Origin of the sequence: Halomonas sp. IOP_14, assembly GCF_021021315.1 — a bacterium.
GTDB classification, from domain to species: domain Bacteria; phylum Pseudomonadota; class Gammaproteobacteria; order Pseudomonadales; family Halomonadaceae; genus Vreelandella; species Vreelandella titanicae.
Genome location: NZ_JAINWD010000016.1, coordinates 1 through 16932, shown reverse-complemented (window position 1 = coordinate 16932; position 16932 = coordinate 1). Strand labels below are relative to the sequence as shown.

Here is a 16932-nt window from a genome sequence, read left to right as displayed (position 1 = left end):
ATGCAGCAACGCGAGTTGGCGATAACCCTATGGCGGCAAACCTGGCCAATGGCCATCGGGGTGTTGGCGCTATTGGGTTTTCAACTTGTTGATAGCGCCTTTATTGCCCGTTTGGGTACCGCACAGCTAGCGGCGCAGTCGTTCACCTTTCCGCTGTCATTTCTGATTATCGGCATTCAAGTGGGTATGGGTATCGCCATTGCGGCACTTATTTCCCGGGCGCTCGGCGCAGGGGAAGGGGAGCGAGCGAGGCGCTTGAGCAGCCTGGTATTAATGGCAGGTGGCGGAGTGATTGGTCTGTTGGCGTTTGCCTTGTGGGTGTTCCATGTGCCCGTTTTTCAGCTCCTTGGCGCCGATGAAACGACGCTTTCCTATATCCATATTTACTGGGGGCCGCAACTGTTGTCCGCCTGGCTGGGAGCACTGCTCTATTTCAGCTACAGCATTTTCCGTGCCCATGGCGATACCCGTTTACCAGGTAAAATGATGGTTCTCAGTAGTGTTGTGAACCTGGTGCTCGATCCACTACTGATTTTTGGTGTCGGCGATTGGGAGGGTTGGGGATTGCCCGGTGCTGCCTGGGCAACTGCAATTGCCTTCTCAGTGGGTCTGTTGGTCACTACACGTAAACTGCTCAAACGCCAGTGGGCATCGCAGCAAGGCCTATGGCTAGAGGCGAGGCAGTCGTGGCGGCCGTTTACTGGCATTGCCGCCCCCGCGATGGTCAGCCAACTGATGCCGCCCTTGGCTGCGATGCTGGCAATCTCAGTGGTGGCGGGTCTGGGTGAAAGTGAAGTAGCGGCCTGGGGGTTGGCGAGCCGTTTGGAAACGCTTTCCCTGATGGTTATTCTGGCTATGACCATGTCGCTACCGCCGTGGTTAGGACGCTGCTATGGTGCCGGAGATTGGGGGCAAATTCAGCAGCTTATGCGTTTGGCGGTAAAGGTCGCGCTGGTTTGGCAGCTTAGTCTGGGCGTGCTACTGGCCCTGGGGGCTCCCTGGCTAGCCATGGCCTTAGCAGGCAATCCAGAGGTACAAAACGAGCTGACCCTGCTGATTCGCTTTCTGCTGCCAAGCTACGCAGCGCTGGGCGTTTGTATGTTAGTGGTTTCGGCGGGCAATGCTCTAGGTTGGCCGCTGCGAGCGATGCTGCTATCCAGCGCACGGCTGTTTATCTGCTATTTACCCTGCCTGTGGTTAGGTTCACAGTTCTTCGGTTGGTGGGGGCTGGCGGCGGGCGCCGCCGTAGGCAACCTGCTGGCAGGATTGATGGCGTGGCAAGTCATGCGGCGCATTCTTTCCCGCCCGCATCGGCAGGCGGGATTCGTTAATTAACGCAGGCGCCCAGCTTCCTGAAAGGAGAAGTAGATAAACAGCAGCGCCATCCCTAAGTAGCCCATCACGAACTCTGGGGCAGCATTGAATGACAGTTCGGGGGCGTGCATCAGCCCAACGAAGGAAAAGCCCGCGGCAATGGCAGCGAAGGCGGCCGCGCGTCGGAACTGGTGATCAATCACCGATACCGTCATAGCGCCCAACAGAATGGCCATAAACATAGCCCCTTGGCCCATCACCACAATGGCACTGGATATATCGGTGACGACCTCACCAGCCCCGCGGTTAAAGCGCGTCATCACGTAGTTGGCGAAGTAGGGTAGCATGGCCAACGCCACGGCAGGATAGTAGCGTGTGTCGTTGGACTGAAACGCGGTGGCAATCATCGACATACCGACAAAGACCAAAATCGGTGCGACCACTGAAACGGGAATGATTGCGGCTAGGGCAGCGATTAAGCCGAACATGGTAGCCAGCGCATATACCGCGCCGTTGAGAAGGCTGTAGCCCCGGCCTGCGCCCATCCACTTGGCCCCTACGGTGGCAATATAGACCGTGGTAGGAAAGACGCCGCCAAACAGCGCGCCAATCATGGTGCCTGCGCCATCGACCGCCTGACACTCCCGCACATCGTACTTATCGCCTGCGGCCTCCATCGCCTCGACGTTGTTCATCGTCTCAATGGCGTTATAGAGCGTAATCGGCAGCACCACGGTGAGTACCGCCAGCATACTGGTCAGCAGTAATCCCAGCCCTTCAAACCAGGCTAGGTTGGGAAGTAATGGATAAAAGCCCAAGTGCGTGAACGCATCGCTAAAGCGCTCGGTGCCGGCGTCGCCAATCAAATAGGCCATGGTGGTGCCGACGATAATGGCGAATAGTGAGGTGGGGAGTTTAAACGGCATACTCACTCGTGCGACCAGCCCAACAATAATGATCGCTAGCACCAGTAGACCAATAATCGGCATTTCCAGCGTTTTGAACAGCATTTCACCGGCGATAAACGTCAGTGCGACACCCGCAACGGCGCCCAGCATGGCAGCGCGCGGTAGGTGGTACTGCACCCAGCGGCCAATTATGCTGATTGCGGCTTCGATGGCGCCGCTGATAAAGCAGGCGGCGACGGCTACTTTCCAGGCCATTTCTGCATCACCGGTGAGCTGTTTGGCGGGTAGCAGTACGCCGAATAGAAACACAAACATAACCGGCGTTGAGATACCGTAAGAGAGCGCCGTTACATCGGCACGGTTCTCCTTGCGGGCCAGTCTTGCCGCGCTCCAGGCATAGTAGAAATTACCGACCATTACCGCTACTGCCGCGCCTGGCAGCACCTGCCCATAGACAATGGAAGAGGGGAATCCCATGCCCAGCATGGTGATGGCAATAATGACAAAGTTGGCAATATTGTTTTGGAACAGGGCGAAGAACGCGTCGGTGTCTTCTTTTTTGTACCAGGGGTAGTGGGTGCTGGCAGCCGCCATGTTAGGCCTCTTGATTATGGTGTGTTGTATACAAGGCAACGCTGAGTGTGCCGAAGTGTTGACTAATCGGTCAAGTGTTCAGCACACAAAAACGCCCAGGTAGGCCTGGGCGTTTGTAGTGCGGCAATGCTTGCTAGCTAGTCGTTGACAGCGGCAATCGCTTTGGCCAGGTAGGGCAGGTTCTCATGGGAGAAGCCCGCTACGTTAGCGCGACCCGAGCGTACCATGTAGATGCCAAACTCATCGCGCAACCGATCTACCTGTTCCGGCGTTAAGCCTGTGTAGGAGAACATACCGCGCTGTTCAGCTACGCAGGCGTACTTCTCGTCCAGGCCATAGGGTTTCAGTGCTTCAACGAAATCGCGACGCAGAGTATTGATACGGTCACGCATTTCGGTGAGCTCTTCACGCCATAGCGCAGTCAGCTCTGGATCGTGGAGGATCTCACTGACGATAGCGCCGCCGTGTGCAGGCGGGTTTGAGTAGTTTTCCCGTGCCACGATCGCGACCTGTGAGCGAATGTTGCCCATCTGCTCGCTGTCTTTTGCCACCATGATCAAGCAGCCGGTACGCTCACAATAAATACCGAAGTTCTTGGAGCAGGAGCTGGTGATGATCGCTTCGTCGAGGTTTTCCGCCAGTAAGCGAACGCCGTAAGCATCCTCGTCCAGCCCTTCGCCAAAGCCCTGATAGGCAAAGTCGATCAGCGGCAGCAGCTTGCGCTCACGGACGATCTCTAATACTTCCTGCCACTGGTCGTGGGAAAGGTCAAACCCGGTCGGGTTATGGCAGCAGGCGTGGAGTACGACTACATCGCCTTCTGGAATGCTTTTTAGCGCTGCACGCATACCGTCGAAGTCGAGACGGTTGTCGGGGTCAACGTAGGGGTACTTGTGCAGCTCAATACCCGCGGCGGTAAAAATACCGTGGTGGTTGGGCCATGTTGGGTCGCTTACCCAGATACCTTTGCCCGGCAACTGAGTGGAAATGAAGTCGGCTGCCAGGCGCAGGGCGCCGGTGCCGCCAGGCGACTGGGTAGCGCTGGCACGGTTGGCTTTGAGTACCGGTGACTCAGCACCGAAAACCATGGGAAGTACTACTTCACCATAGCTGGGCGCGCCGTGAGAACCGATATAGGTTTTCGTCGTTTCATTCTTGAGCAGGCGAGCTTCTGCTTCCTTAACGGCGCGCATTACCGGCGTATTGCCTTGGGTATCGCGGTAAACACCAACACCTAAATCCACCTTTTGCGGATTGGTATCTTTCTTGAAAGCTTCGATCAGCCCGAGAATGGCATCTCCTGGGACTCGCTCAATATGCTCAAACATTTATTCGGCTACCTCGTCGGTTCTGGCGGCAAGAATGAAGTCATTAAGATGCAGGCCTTTAATAGCGTGAGACCACCACGTGACGGTGGCTTTGCCCCACTCGGTCACGATAACGGGGTGATGGCCAGCCTGCTCTGCAATATCGCCAACGCCTTGGGTAAATGCCAATGCGCTGGCAAAGTCACGGAATTTAAAACTTCGCGACAGCTTCATGATGCCATCGTGCTCGACAATCTGCCACTGGCTGAGGCTTTTTAGCCGCTCTTGGGCTTCATCTTTACTTAAAGGTTGAGCATCTTTGCTGCACGGTTCACAAATGGCGTCGGCTAGCCTTGTCATTGTTTGGCTCCTGCAATTGAGTATGCCTTATCAGCGTAGATGGCAAACGCAGTCACGACCAACGTCTTTGGCGCTATACAGCGCCTGGTCGGCCCGCTCGATCAGACTCGTGAGGGGTTCGCCACAGCGATATTCGGCAACCCCAATACTCAGCGTCACTTGGCCTGGCCCCATACCGAAGTCGCGTACACTGATAGCCTGGCGTAAGCGGTCGGCAAGTGCATGGCATTGCTGCAGCGGAGTAAGCGGCAGCACGACCATAAACTCTTCTCCTCCCAACCGAGCCACCATGTCTTCGCAACGCAGCAGCGACTGGGCGTAGGTTGCCAACTGTTTAAGCACATCATCCCCGTGCAGATGTCCCCAACGATCATTAAGCCGCTTAAAGTGATCAATATCGATCATCATGATGGAGAGCGGTGTGCCGTGGCGGGCGCTAAGCGATGCAACATGGGTTAAGTGCATCATGAGCTTGCGCCGATTGGGGAGTTGAGTCAGGGGGTCTGTATCGCATAGTTTGCGCAGCCGCTGCTCTTCGCTGACTTGATCGCTAATATCCATCATTATGCCGTTCCACTGCACGCCATCGACGACGGGCTTTGGTTTGGCGCTAACCGCAATCCAGTGTGGTTTGTCTTGTGGAAACGGTAGCCTAAAGCGTGTGGTTAGAGGCAACATCCAGCGGGCTGAGCGTTCGATAGCGGACATTATCTTGGGGTGGTCGTTGCCGGTCAGTTGCTCAACTAGCTGCCCTGCATTTTCGGCGAGCAGTTCCCGGTCAATATGTTTGAGAGCCACGCCGCCGCCCTCCAAGTAGGGGAACCGCATATGGCCATTGCGCGCGCGATGAAACTGAAAGATAACGCCGGGTATGTGGGGTACGAGGTGGTCTGCACTGACTCGCTCTGGTGCGTCTATATCATTCACGGGCATGCGTGAATCTCCAAACATATGCCAATTTAAATTCGATCGTGAAGATTAGCCCTAAATACGTAATCAGGATGTAAGCCATTGCAGACAAAATGGCTATTATCTATATTTTTTTAGAATATATATGTTCTATTTATATATATTCGATTGCATTATAAGCAATAGACAAGGTGTTATTGGCATTTAGTGGTAAAATTAATTACTTTTTTGCATATTAAAAAACTTTTTTATTCCTGGGGTGGATTCTTGGAAGCAGGACGAGAGCAAACGGCTCAGCCATACGGCCTGGTAAGTCTAGTGGGCGCGGGCCCTGGCGACCCGGAGTTATTGACGCTAAAAGCGTATAAGCGACTGCAGTCCGCTGAAGTGGTGCTGTACGACCGCTTGGTTAGCGGTGAAATAGTCGCCTTTATACCGCCACAGGCGCAGCGATTTTATGTGGGTAAAGCACGCTCTCTGCACAGCGTCCCTCAAGAGGGGATTAATCAAGCGCTTGTAAAGTGGGCTCAGCAGGGTAAGCGTGTCGTGCGCCTTAAAGGTGGTGATCCGTTTATTTTTGGCCGGGGCGGAGAGGAGCTTGAGGCGCTGGTGGCAGCACAAGTAAGCGTGGAAGTCATCCCAGGGGTGACGGCGGCATCAGGCTGCGCGGCGTATGCGGGCATTCCTTTGACCCATCGCGACCATGCCCAGTCGGTGCGTTTCATCACCGGGCATTTACAGCAGGGGGAGTGTGAGCTTGATTGGGATGCGTTAGCGCGGCCTGGGCAAACCTTGGTGTTTTATATGGGGCTGGGCACCGTAAAGGTGATCAGCCAGGCGCTGGTTAAGCATGGTTTAGCGCCAGACACACCGCTGGCGCTGATTGAACAGGGCACGACCCGCCGACAGCGTACCCACGTGGGTACGTTATCTGGATTACCAGATACTTTCTTGGCGGGCCACATTAAACCGCCTACGCTGCTAATAGTGGGCAGCGTAGTGTCACTGCATACCACACTGGATTGGTTTGATGCGCTGAGCGGAGAGGCCTCTGGTTTTCATGAGGGAAAGCATCCTCCTTCTGGCTAAAATAATAATCGTTCCTGCTTGTCTTGTAACGCAGTAGCAACATTTGTACACGATTTTGCAAACAGACTGGCTAGATACAGTGAGCTGTGTATGCTGAAGGGGGAGAGCATTCACGGTTAGCGCATTACCTATGTACTTGATCATCGCGCAACTGATTGTTGTTAGCTTGGACAAACGTTAGCTAAGACCATAGAGGAACGCATAATGTCGGAAGCAAACCACTCGGATCACCAGTCGCCTGCCAACAAGCCAGAACCGGCTAAAAAGTCGGACATGAAAACCCTCTTTCAAGATAACCGGGTAAAAGCGATTGCTGGTATCGCCGCCATTGCCGTTATCTGGGCCATTATGGCGCAGTCTAATGCAGGTTCTCGCCAGGATCGTGTCAATAGCTTAGAAGAGCAGCTCGCCAGCGCTGAGCAGGAAAATAGCCAAATGAGCCAGCGCATTAGCGAAATTGAGGAAGCTGAAACCAATTTAGCCGCGCTGCAAGAGGAGATGGCGTCCCTTGAGGCTCAACAGCAAGAGGCCAGCTCGTCGCTTGAGAGTGCCCAAGGCAATGTCAGCGATGTGCAGTCGCGTTTAGAAGAGCTTGAGTCCGAGCGCGATGCGCTGGAAGAAGAAATTGCCTCTCTTAATGAGCAGGTAGAGAGCGCTGAAAGCGAGATGACTGCGTTGCGCGAAGAGCGTGATCAAATCACCAGCACTCGGGATGAGGCGGAAAGTGCCCTCCAGCAAGTAGAAGAAGCGCGTTCTAGTGCTGAAGAAGCCCGCCAGGAGGCTGAGGCTGCCCGTCAGGAAGCGGAGCAGCAGCGTCAGCAAGCGATCGAAGAGCTGGGCAATACCGAAGATGAGTTGTCCTCGCTGGAAGATCAGATTAGCCAGTCAAATGAACAGCTAAGTGGCTTAGAAGAGGAAATTTCGAGTGTCCAGAGCGAGCTTGGTGAGCTAAAAAATGAGCGTGACTCACTCACCAGCGAACGCGATGAGCTGCAAAGTGATGTTGATTCGCTAACGGCGCTGCGCGAAGAAGAAGAGCAGAGCTTGAGTCAGGTGCGCAGTGAGCTGGATGACGTCATGGTTGCCCTGGATATTGGGCGTGAAGAAGTGGCCAGCGTTGAGAGTGATATCGAAAAGCGTGAAAGCCAGCTAGAGCGTTTAGAGAGCCAGTTAAGTGAATGGCGCGATGAGCTGTCGACGTTAGACAGCCGTTTGGCCGATGCAGAAGAGTCAGCGGGTGAGGCTGCATCATCTTCCCCGAGCAGCTCTTCTGATAGCTCGTCGAATGGGGGCTCGTCAGATGGGAACTCTTCAAGTGAGAGTGCCAATGACAGTGATGGTGGCAGTGAAGAGTCGCAGCAAAACGCTGGCTAATAAGTGGCGGGATAGTAATGCTGTAACGCACCTTTCGCGTTAGAAAAGTAAGGGCGGATGTCGGGGAACCGGCATCCGCCCACTTGTTGTTGGTTTATGATTTTGGCTGTGAGGCGTATCATTCACTCAACGTTAATTCAGTTATTAAGAGCTTAAAACGAGGAGTGCCATTGAATGGATGGGGTTAAACATATTATTGCAGTGGCATCGGGCAAGGGAGGCGTGGGAAAATCCACCGTCACCGTGAATTTGGCATTAGCGCTGGCAGCACAGGGCTATCGCGTGGGTGTCCTGGATGCGGATATCTATGGACCCAGCCAGGCACAAATGCTCGGTGTTAAAGAGGGTACGCGCCCCCAGGCGGCAAGTAATGACAAATTCCTTCCGCTCCAGGCCCATGGCATTCAGGCCATGTCGATGGCATTTATGGTCAATACCCGTGAGCCAATGGTGTGGCGCGGGCCGATGGTAGTGGGCGCGTTTCAGCAGATGCTGACGCAAACCCAATGGGATAATCTCGATTTTCTATTGATCGACATGCCCCCAGGTACTGGCGATATCCAACTGACCCTGGCCCAGAAAGTGCCGGTGGCAGGGGCGGTGATTGTGACCACCCCACAGGATATTGCGCTGTTAGATGCCCGTAAAGGGATCGAAATGTTCCGCAAGGTCAACGTGCCGGTGCTTGGCGTGGTGGAAAATATGAGCCTCTACCACTGCGAAAAGTGCGGCCATGAAGCGGCTATTTTCGGCACAGGTGGTGGCGATAATATCGCCCAGGAGTACGATACCCAAGTACTTGGACGCCTGCCGCTGACGCTCTCCATCCGAGAGCTGACAGATTCGGGACGCCCGAGTGTGGTATCCGAACCTGACGGGGCGGTGAGTCAAACCTTTGCGACTATTGCCCAAAAAGTCGCTGAAGCGGTTAGCGCGAATCAAGGCGACGGCCCAACTATTTCCTTTAGTGAGTGATAACGACATAAATGAGTATCAAATCTGATAATTGGATTCGTCGCATGGCCAAAAGCGACGCGATGATTGAGCCGTTTGAAGCCGAGCAAGTGCGCTACGTGAACGAACAGCGCGTGATTTCCTACGGCACCTCAAGCTACGGTTACGATGTGCGCTGCTCAGACGAATTCAAAGTCTTCACCAATATTCACTCAGCGATTGTTGATCCCAAAGCGTTTGACGCGAACAGCTTCGTCGATATTAAAGGCGATGTCTGTATTATTCCGCCGAACTCTTTTGCGCTGGCGCGCACGGTGGAGTATTTCCGTATTCCCCGTAACGTGCTGACTATTTGCCTGGGGAAATCCACCTACGCGCGCTGCGGCATTATTGTCAACGTGACGCCGCTGGAGCCCGAGTGGGAGGGCCACGTTACGCTGGAATTCTCTAACACCACCAACCTGCCGGCAAAAATCTACGCTCATGAGGGCGTCGCCCAGATGTTGTTCTTAGAGTCCGACGAAGTATGCGAAACCTCGTATAAAGACCGGGGCGGAAAGTATATGGGGCAGCGTGGGGTAACCTTGCCGCGTACCTAGTTATACGAAGTACATTGCTACAAAAAAGCGCCTTACGGCAAAAACGTAAGGCGCTTTTCAATGCTTATGATGACGTTTTCATGCTAATCCTGCGACTCTTCGTCGAGCTCCTCATCAAGCTCTTCTGCAGCATCAGCGTGGGAAAGCCGCATACCGTGTTCCGGTAGCAGATGACCGTCCATTTTGGCGCCTTCGGCACTGAACTGCAGCCTGCCTTCCAAAAACCACTGCACTGCAATCGGGTAGATTAGGTGTTCCCGGGAGCGAACCTTCTCTTGCAGTGTTTCAGCCGTGTCGTCCGCGTTGACCAGCAGCTCCGCTTGCAGTACCACTGGGCCACCGTCTAGCTCTTCGGTGACGAAGTGAACGCTACAGCCGTGGCTGGCAACACCGTCTGCCAGGGCGCGGGCGTGAGTGTTGAGCCCTTGGTAGTCTGGCAGCAATGAAGGATGGATATTCAGCATACGGCCCAGGAAGCGCTGCACAAAGCGAGGCGTCAAAATGCGCATAAAGCCCGCCAGTACAATCAGATCCGGCTCGTGACGCTCAATGACTTTGATCAAGGCGCCGTCGTAGGCTTCGCGACTATCATACTCCCTGTGGGGGAGGGCAACCGCTTCAATGCCCGCTTCGTGTGCGCGTTTCAAACCATAGGCGTCAGCAATATTGGAAATCACTGCGACAATCTCACCGCCGCCTAAGCGGTCGTGGGACTGAGCATCAATCAGCGCCTGAAGATTGCTACCGCTGCCAGAGATAAGCACGACAATGCGGCGTGCACCGAGAGGCTCTGGTGTTACGTCTTTAATGGTATCGCTCTGGTAGTCCGTATTGGTCATGCCGAGAGGTTCTCCAAAATAACGGCGTCCCCTTGGCGTTCAACGATCTGCCCTAGACGATAAACGGATTCGCCTTCGGCTTCCAGGTGAGCCATTGCCTGTTTTGCTTGATGCTGCGGCACCACAACGACCATCCCAATACCGCAATTGAGCACGCGGTGCATTTCAGTTTCATTCACGTTTCCATTGGCCTGTAGCCAATCAAACACGGCTGGTCGCTGCCAACTGGCAATATCAATATGCGCAGCGAGGTTGTCCGGCAGTACGCGAGGAATGTTTTCAAGCAAACCGCCACCGGTGATGTGTGATAACGCATGCACGGCAATCTCGCTACCGCGCATCAAGGAGAGCAGTGATTTGACATAGATGCGGGTGGGGGCCATCAGCGCATCGCCAAGGGTTTTACCGGCGATGTCGGTCTCTAGAGAAGCGTCGCTGACCTCAAGGATTTTACGAATCAATGAGTAGCCGTTGGAGTGTGGCCCGGATGAGGCAAGCCCCAATATGACGTCGCCTTCGGCCACTTTGCTGCCATCTAAAATATCTGCTTTTTCAACCACGCCCACGCAAAAGCCCGCTAAATCGTAGTCGCTGCCTTCGTACATACCCGGCATTTCGGCGGTTTCGCCGCCTACCAGGGCGCAGCCAGCCAATTCGCAACCAGCGCCAATGCCGGTGACAACGTCAGCAGCAATATCCACATCGAGCTTACCCGTGGCATAGTAGTCAAGAAATAGCAGCGGTTCGGCGCCAGCCACGATAAGGTCGTTGACACACATGGCGACCAAATCAATACCAATGGTGTCGTGCTTGCCAAGATCCATTGCCAGGCGCAGCTTGGTGCCGACGCCATCGGTACCTGAGACGAGCACGGGCTGCCGATAGCCCGCGGGGATCTCGCATAGCGCGCCAAAGCCGCCAAGCCCGCCCATGACTTCGGGGCGAGTCGTGCGTTTGGCAACGTGTTTAATGCGGTCAACAAGGGCGTTACCGGCATCGATATCGACGCCTGCATCCTTATAGCTGAGGGAAGGAGTAGCCGAAGAAGAAGAGGTCTCGGTCATGACAGATCCTGTGAAGCAAATAGCGGTGCTGGTAGTGCTGGCGAATTGGCCAGTGCTGGGCTTAACTTTGGCGGATTGTAACACTCAGCGACGCTGGCCGCACCGCCGTCGCGCAGGATGAAAAGCAGACGCGCGACTTTCGTTCATTTGCGGCATAGTAGTGGCGGATGAAAGTTAGTAGTGGCGAGTGAAAGTTAGTAGTGATAAGTAAAGTGTGTCGTGATCAGTGCCATAGTAACGATAAGTGATATTTAGCGGATTAAATCCACGTTTGAGAGGGAACTATGCGGAATTCTTGGTGGGGCGTCCTATTTTTGGTGGTAATAGGCGGTTTAATTTATTTGTTAGACGCGGCGCTGATGCCTTTTATTGCTGGGATGATTCTCGCTTACTTAGCTGACCCGCTGGCTAACCGTTTCCAGCGCTGGGGCATGAATCGGCCGTTCGCGGTGAGCAGTGTGTTTTTAGTACTGTTGGTCGTCCTCGTGGCGAGCCTGTTGATATTGATCCCGCTGCTTGTTCAGCAGCTTAAACAGCTGGGCGAAGCTATTCCGGGTATCTTCAATTGGGTAGAAAATACGCTTGCTCCTCAGGTACAAGAGTGGACAGGTTATGACTTGACCGCGGAGTTAACCAACGCGCGCGAGACGCTGGTCGAAAACTGGCGCGATGCTGGTGGCTACCTAGCCCAGGCGCTAGGCCAAATTGGCCGCTCCGGTATGGCGTTTGCCTCTTGGATCACCTATGTGGCACTTATTCCTGTGGTGACCTTCTATTTGCTTTTGGACTGGAACCGCCTGCTGACCAATATTGCCAATCTCGTGCCACGCCAGTGGGCGGATGATACCTTCCGGTTGGCGCGTCGCTGTGATGAAGTGTTGTCATCGTTTCTACGCGGCCAGCTGCTGGTAATGCTCTGTTTAGGGATTATTTATGCGGTGGGCTTAACGTTGATGGGGCTCAACTTTGGCCTATTGATCGGCTTTGTGTCCGGACTGGTGAGCATTGTCCCGTTCCTGGGTTTTATTGTCGGCTTGGTGATTGCCCTTGTTGTGGCGCTGTTCCAGTACGCCACCTGGTGGGCGGTGTTAGGCGTTATCCTGGTGTTTAGTATTGGCCAAATGGCCGAGAGTGTGATTCTCCAGCCTAAATTGTTGGGCGATAAGATTGGCCTGCATCCGGTCGCGGTTATATTCGCCGTGCTGGCGGGGGGGAATCTGTTTGGCCTAACAGGGGTGTTGTTGGCTCTGCCTGTTGCCGCGGTGATTCTAGTGCTGCTAAAAGAAGTAAAAGTTCGCTATCAGCATAGCGAGTTATACGACGAACAAAATACTGATAAACATACGCCAATCATTGAGGTCAGCTCTTCACATAACGATGAGCTGGGCCATCATGATGGACGGGAGTCACCATGAGCCGAGCACCGGCACAGCTTCCCTTGGGAATTGGTCTGCGTGATGACGCGACCTTTGATAATTATTATGTGGCGCGTGCAAATACGCCGCTGGTAGAACACCTTACCCAGCAGCTTACCCCGGAGGGGGAGCAGTTCCTCTATCTGTGGGGCGCGCCAGGGGTAGGGCGTAGCCATCTTTTACAGGCGGCGTGTCATGCGGCGTCCGATGCAGATAAACGAGCACTGTATCTCCCCCTGGATGACTTGGGCCACTTTCCGCCATTAATGCTGGAAGACATCGAGCGCCTGGATCTGGTCGCCATTGATGACCTGGAGTGTGTGATTGGTCGCAAGCGCTGGGAGGAAGCGCTGTTCCATGCTTTTAACCGGCTAAGAGATGCTGGCAAGAAATTAGTGATTGCCGCCAGTGCTTCACCGCGTCAATTAAACGTGGTGCTACCGGACTTGGCTTCGCGCCTGACCTGGGGGGTAACGTTTCATGTTCACCCTTTGGAGGATGACGAAGAGCGTTTGGCAGCGCTAAAGCTGCGCGCCAGTGTGAGAGGGATGCAGCTCCCCGATGATGTTGGGCGCTATATCTTGCATCGTGGCCCCCGCGAGTTAGGTGAGCTGTGTCGCGCGGTGGAGACTCTGGATAAAGCATCGCTCTCAGCCAAGCGCAAGCTTACTATTCCCTTTGTGAAATCCGCCCTCGGTTGGTGAAACGGCTGGTACAGAAATGCTAAAGGCAACGACTAAAACGCCCCTGTCAGCGAAGAGCCGACAGGGGCGTTTTATAAAACATGCTTGCTAGCTTACTGTTTCAATAAGCGATTAAGCGGTTTTGTTCAACTTGCTAGCAGCGGTTTGCGCCTGCTTAACGTTGTCTTCGGTAATTTTCTGGCTTTTCTGGATAAAGTCCTGCTGCAGAGATACGACTTTATCGGTATCGCCTTTAACACGCTCAGCCAACTCTTTAGCTACCTTTTGCTGGCCTTCCATGTAGCTACGCAGGCCCTCTGCGTCTTTTACTTCCATCATTTGGCGCATTTGCGCAATGCCGGTGTCGGCATAAGCTTTGCTGGCGTCCATCTGAGCGTTAATCATTTTTTCGCTGTAATCGATGCTCAGCGCCATGTAAGCGCGTACTGGCGCCATGAACATGTTGTCAAACTGCTGAGTCATTTCGTTAGTATTTAATGTACGCATCGTCATACCCTCCTGGGGTTAGTCTTACCAAAAGCAGCTATCCAGAGGTTGGCGCTGCTTATTTAATTGGGTAGCTTTATTTATAAGCTATCTTGCAGTGCAGCATAGCAACTGTTTTTGTGCAGTGCAACATTTGGTTTTTGGCATTTTAAAGTGCACGGGGCAAGAGCCTGTTTACCCCTATGGTCTAACCAGCTAGCTTGAAGGCAGTGGATGTGGCTTTAGCGAGTGAACGATAGGTTGGCTATGCGCTCAGATAAGCATCACCATTAATCTTACTGATGGGAGAAAGAGCAATGGCAACACGGATGGAACGCGATAGCATGGGCGAGTTGGAAGTGCCTTCTGAGGCTCTTTATGGGGCACAAACCCAGCGAGCAATCAATAACTTCCCTGTCTCTCATTCGCCCATGCCCCCGGCCTTTATTCACGCTGTCACTCGTATCAAGCTAGCGGCAGCCCGGGCTAATCAATCGCTAGGAGGGCTTGATAGTGCGCGGGGGGAAGCGATTCAAAAAGCGGCGCGGGAAGTGTTAACGGGCAAGCATGACCAGCACTTTCCTATCGATGTGTTTCAAACTGGCTCAGGTACCTCCACCAATATGAATGTCAACGAGGTGTTGGCTACATTAGCAAGCCGTGAAGGCGTTGAGGTAACCCCGAACGATCACGTCAATATGGGGCAGTCCAGCAATGATGTGATTCCCACGGCCATTCACCTGTCGGCTGCCATCGCGGTGCACGAATCGTTGCGCCCAGCCCTTGTCCACCTGCGTGACACTATCGACAAGCGGGCCAGTGAGCTGAGCCATGTGGTAAAAACCGGTCGTACTCACCTCATGGACGCCATGCCGCTGCGTATGGATCAAGAGCTGGGTGCTTGGTCTAGCCAACTAGGTCAGGCCATTGAGCGCTTTGATAGTGCCATGAAACGGCTGTGCCGATTAGCTCAAGGTGGCACGGCCGTGGGGACCGGCATTAACGCTCCTATCGGTTTTGCTGAGCAGGTCGCCCAAGAGCTGAGCGAACAGACCGGGTTGATGTTTACCCCTAATGACAGCTTCTTTGCCAGCCTCTCGTCTCAGGATGCGGCGGTAGAGCTCTCGGGGCAGTTGAAAGGCTTAGCCTGCGTGATTATGAAAATAGCCAACGACCTGCGCTGGATGAATTCGGGGCCGCTGGCGGGGCTGGGCGAGATTGAGCTCGAGGCGTTACAGCCCGGTAGCTCAATTATGCCTGGGAAGGTTAATCCTGTTATTCCTGAGTCAGCCGCCCAGGCCGCTGCACAGGTTATTGGCCTGGATACCGCGATTACCGTGGCCGGGCAGAGTGGTAACTTTCAACTGAACGTGATGTTGCCGTTGGTGGCTTCCAACTTATTAACGTCTATAAGCTTGATGAGTAATACCGCTCGATTGCTGGCTGATCGTGCGATTGCCACCTTTAAGGTTCGTGAAGATAACCTGGAAGGCCCGCTGGCCAGAAATCCCATTTTGGTAACGGCGCTAAATGGCGTGATTGGCTATAACGCCGCCGCCGCTGTCGCCAAAGAGGCTTACCAGGCGGGGAGGCCAATTATTGATGTGGCGGAGGAGAAAACTGACCTTGACCGGGAGACGCTAGAGCGGCTGCTGGATCCGGTCGCGTTAACGCACGGAGGCATTCCTGAGTAACACGTTTAAGGTCAGCTATCTTTAGGCCAACCGCGTTCAGGTTTCCTGCTTTTCGGTTTTACCTTCCTGAATCGTTTCGCTGGCCTCACTGCGCTCCTCAGCATCGGCTTCGGGCGTTTCATGCTCGTCTTGACGCGAAGGGCGGTAGCAAAAGGTGGCCAGTATCGGGAAGTGGTCGGAGCCGAAGTAACTCAGGCGCTGCATGCCGACTAAGGTGAAGTGTTCGGTCACAAAAATGTGGTCAAGGGGCCAGCGCAACACGGGATATTTGGCGTGGAAGGTGCTGAATAAACCACGTCCCCGGCGTGGGTCGAGCATGCCGCCAACGCGGCAGAAAAGTCGCGTAGTGCGCGACCACGCTACATCGTTCAGATCCCCGGCGACCAACGTTGCTTGGGGATCTTCATGAATTTTCTTGCCGACCAATAGCAGTTCAGCATCCCGCCAAAGGGATTTTTCACTCTCACTGGGGGCCGGTGGACGGGGATGTAACGCGTAAAAGCGAATGCTATCGCCGTTAGCAAGCGTCACTCGGGTGTGAATAGACGGGATGTCGTCCTGAATTAGCCACTCCACCGAGGTGTTAGAGAGCTCCAGGTGCGAGTAAAGGTGCATGCCGTAAAGGTTGTCGAGCGGGATTTTAACGCTGTGCGGCCACTGCTCTGCGAGAGCCGGATCTAACTGATCTTGCCACCACTGGTCTGACTCCAGGGTCAGTACTATGTCGGGCTGATGCTGTTTAATCATATCGATCAGCGCTTGGGCCTGCCGGTTAGGGGTCAGTACGTTAGCGATCAGTAGCGTGATCGTTTTATCTGAATCGTTACTCTTCGCCGCCTTGACCTGCACCGGCCACAGCGGTGTCCAGGGCAGAATATAGTAGACTTGAAACAGTAAAGTGATGCCTGAGGCGAGCAGGGCTACCCATAGCCAAGGGCCAGGCTCAACGAAGATAGCGGCTAATAGCCAAGTGATTAAAGCTAGGCAAGCGATCTGCAGGCGTGGAAATTCAAAACTGCGGATCCACCACCAGTGTAAATGTATTCTTGCAATCAGCGTCGCCAATAACAGTACGATCGCTATGCTTCCTAGCAAAATACCCAGCATGGTTTATCTCCCTATAGAACACCCAGCACCTTGAAGCGCTAAGCCTAGCGCTAGAAGGTCACAGGTGTCGAATTGAGCCTCTATTCGTAATGGGTTTAAGGCTGGAGGGAGAGGGCGCGCAATGGAAAAGAACTTGCAATTCAGTGATAAGAGCGTAAGATATGCATCCGTTGCAAGGCGCGCGGCTATCCAATAGCCCATCTCAGAAAGTGCAATAGAACAGATAGCGCAATAGA

17 protein-coding genes are annotated in these 16932 nt (G+C 54.0%); 9 read left to right on the top strand and 8 right to left on the bottom strand.

Translation table 11 applies throughout. The features are described 5' to 3' along the window. A complete protein-coding gene (locus tag K7H09_RS12965) occupies positions 1 to 1335 on the top strand; it encodes an MATE family efflux transporter (protein WP_039859217.1) in 1335 nt (444 codons plus the stop codon). Here K7H09_RS12965 and K7H09_RS12960 read toward each other — a convergent pair. The 4 genes from K7H09_RS12960 to K7H09_RS12945 form a co-directional block, all read right to left on the bottom strand. Beyond that, positions 1332 to 2816, bottom strand: a complete 1485-nt coding sequence (locus K7H09_RS12960; protein WP_027957474.1) for a uracil permease — start codon at positions 2814 to 2816, stop codon at positions 1332 to 1334. The two genes, K7H09_RS12965 and K7H09_RS12960, sit on opposite strands and share 4 nt — an antisense overlap. Before the next feature lie 137 nt (positions 2817 to 2953). Continuing rightward, positions 2954 to 4144 (bottom strand): amino acid aminotransferase, encoded by a 1191-nt coding sequence (locus K7H09_RS12955; protein ID WP_155705907.1) that lies wholly within the window; start codon positions 4142 to 4144, stop codon positions 2954 to 2956. After that, the gene (locus K7H09_RS12950; protein WP_022523230.1) at positions 4145 to 4483 is read right to left on the bottom strand and encodes a 4a-hydroxytetrahydrobiopterin dehydratase; all 339 of its coding nucleotides are present in this window, start codon (positions 4481 to 4483) and stop codon (positions 4145 to 4147) included. Between the two features lie 30 nt (positions 4484 to 4513). Beyond that, on the bottom strand, positions 4514 to 5416 hold the full coding sequence (locus tag K7H09_RS12945; RefSeq protein WP_022523231.1) for a GGDEF domain-containing protein: 903 nt from the start codon (positions 5414 to 5416) through the stop codon (positions 4514 to 4516). Between the two features lie 243 nt (positions 5417 to 5659). On the opposite strand from K7H09_RS12945, the gene cobA reads away from it, so the two are divergent. The 4 genes from cobA to dcd all read left to right on the top strand — a co-directional run bounded on the left by cobA (position 5660) and on the right by dcd (position 9408). Further along, entirely contained in the window at positions 5660 to 6481 is an 822-nt protein-coding gene (cobA, locus tag K7H09_RS12940) for a uroporphyrinogen-III C-methyltransferase (RefSeq protein WP_051430467.1), read from the top strand. Positions 6482 to 6685: 204 nt separating this feature from the next. Beyond that, positions 6686 to 7855, top strand: a complete 1170-nt coding sequence (locus K7H09_RS12935; RefSeq protein ID WP_027957472.1) for a hypothetical protein — start codon at positions 6686 to 6688, stop codon at positions 7853 to 7855. 174 nt (positions 7856 to 8029) lie between these two features. Beyond that, positions 8030 to 8830, top strand: coding sequence for an iron-sulfur cluster carrier protein ApbC (gene apbC / locus K7H09_RS12930; protein ID WP_009286945.1), 801 nt, complete (start codon positions 8030 to 8032; stop codon positions 8828 to 8830). A gap of 11 nt (positions 8831 to 8841) precedes the next feature. Continuing rightward, positions 8842 to 9408, top strand: a complete 567-nt coding sequence (gene dcd, locus K7H09_RS12925; protein ID WP_009286944.1) for a dCTP deaminase — start codon at positions 8842 to 8844, stop codon at positions 9406 to 9408. Between the two features lie 83 nt (positions 9409 to 9491). On the opposite strand, the gene purN is transcribed toward dcd, so the two are convergent. Further along, positions 9492 to 10247 carry a phosphoribosylglycinamide formyltransferase gene (purN, locus tag K7H09_RS12920; protein ID WP_009286943.1) on the bottom strand — a complete coding sequence of 252 codons (756 nt, stop codon included), beginning with the start codon at positions 10245 to 10247 and terminating at the stop codon, positions 9492 to 9494. Continuing rightward, complete coding sequence (purM, locus tag K7H09_RS12915) at positions 10244 to 11311, bottom strand: phosphoribosylformylglycinamidine cyclo-ligase (RefSeq protein ID WP_027957471.1); 1068 nt, start codon at positions 11309 to 11311, stop codon at positions 10244 to 10246. Before purM ends, purN begins: the two co-directional genes overlap by 4 nt. On the opposite strand from purM, the gene K7H09_RS24430 reads away from it, so the two are divergent. From K7H09_RS24430 to hda, 3 genes are all read left to right on the top strand, one after another. After that, positions 11310 to 11432 carry a hypothetical protein gene (locus K7H09_RS24430; protein WP_255200381.1) on the top strand — a complete coding sequence of 41 codons (123 nt, stop codon included), beginning with the start codon at positions 11310 to 11312 and terminating at the stop codon, positions 11430 to 11432. The two genes, purM and K7H09_RS24430, sit on opposite strands and share 2 nt — an antisense overlap. A gap of 163 nt (positions 11433 to 11595) precedes the next feature. Next, positions 11596 to 12726 carry an AI-2E family transporter gene (locus tag K7H09_RS12910; RefSeq protein ID WP_009286941.1) on the top strand — a complete coding sequence of 377 codons (1131 nt, stop codon included), beginning with the start codon at positions 11596 to 11598 and terminating at the stop codon, positions 12724 to 12726. Next, complete coding sequence (gene hda, locus K7H09_RS12905) at positions 12723 to 13430, top strand: DnaA regulatory inactivator Hda (RefSeq protein ID WP_009286940.1); 708 nt, start codon at positions 12723 to 12725, stop codon at positions 13428 to 13430. Before K7H09_RS12910 ends, hda begins: the two co-directional genes overlap by 4 nt. A gap of 111 nt (positions 13431 to 13541) precedes the next feature. Here the strand turns inward: hda and K7H09_RS12900 are convergent, their stop codons facing one another. Next, complete coding sequence (locus tag K7H09_RS12900) at positions 13542 to 13916, bottom strand: phasin family protein (RefSeq protein WP_039859040.1); 375 nt, start codon at positions 13914 to 13916, stop codon at positions 13542 to 13544. Between the two features lie 296 nt (positions 13917 to 14212). On the opposite strand from K7H09_RS12900, the gene K7H09_RS12895 reads away from it, so the two are divergent. Further along, the gene (locus K7H09_RS12895) at positions 14213 to 15589 is read left to right on the top strand and encodes a class II fumarate hydratase (protein ID WP_027957468.1); all 1377 of its coding nucleotides are present in this window, start codon (positions 14213 to 14215) and stop codon (positions 15587 to 15589) included. Positions 15590 to 15625: 36 nt separating this feature from the next. On the opposite strand, the gene K7H09_RS12890 is transcribed toward K7H09_RS12895, so the two are convergent. Beyond that, positions 15626 to 16696 (bottom strand): endonuclease/exonuclease/phosphatase family protein, encoded by a 1071-nt coding sequence (locus K7H09_RS12890; RefSeq protein ID WP_009286938.1) that lies wholly within the window; start codon positions 16694 to 16696, stop codon positions 15626 to 15628. Between the last annotated feature and the right edge of the window lie 236 nt (positions 16697 to 16932).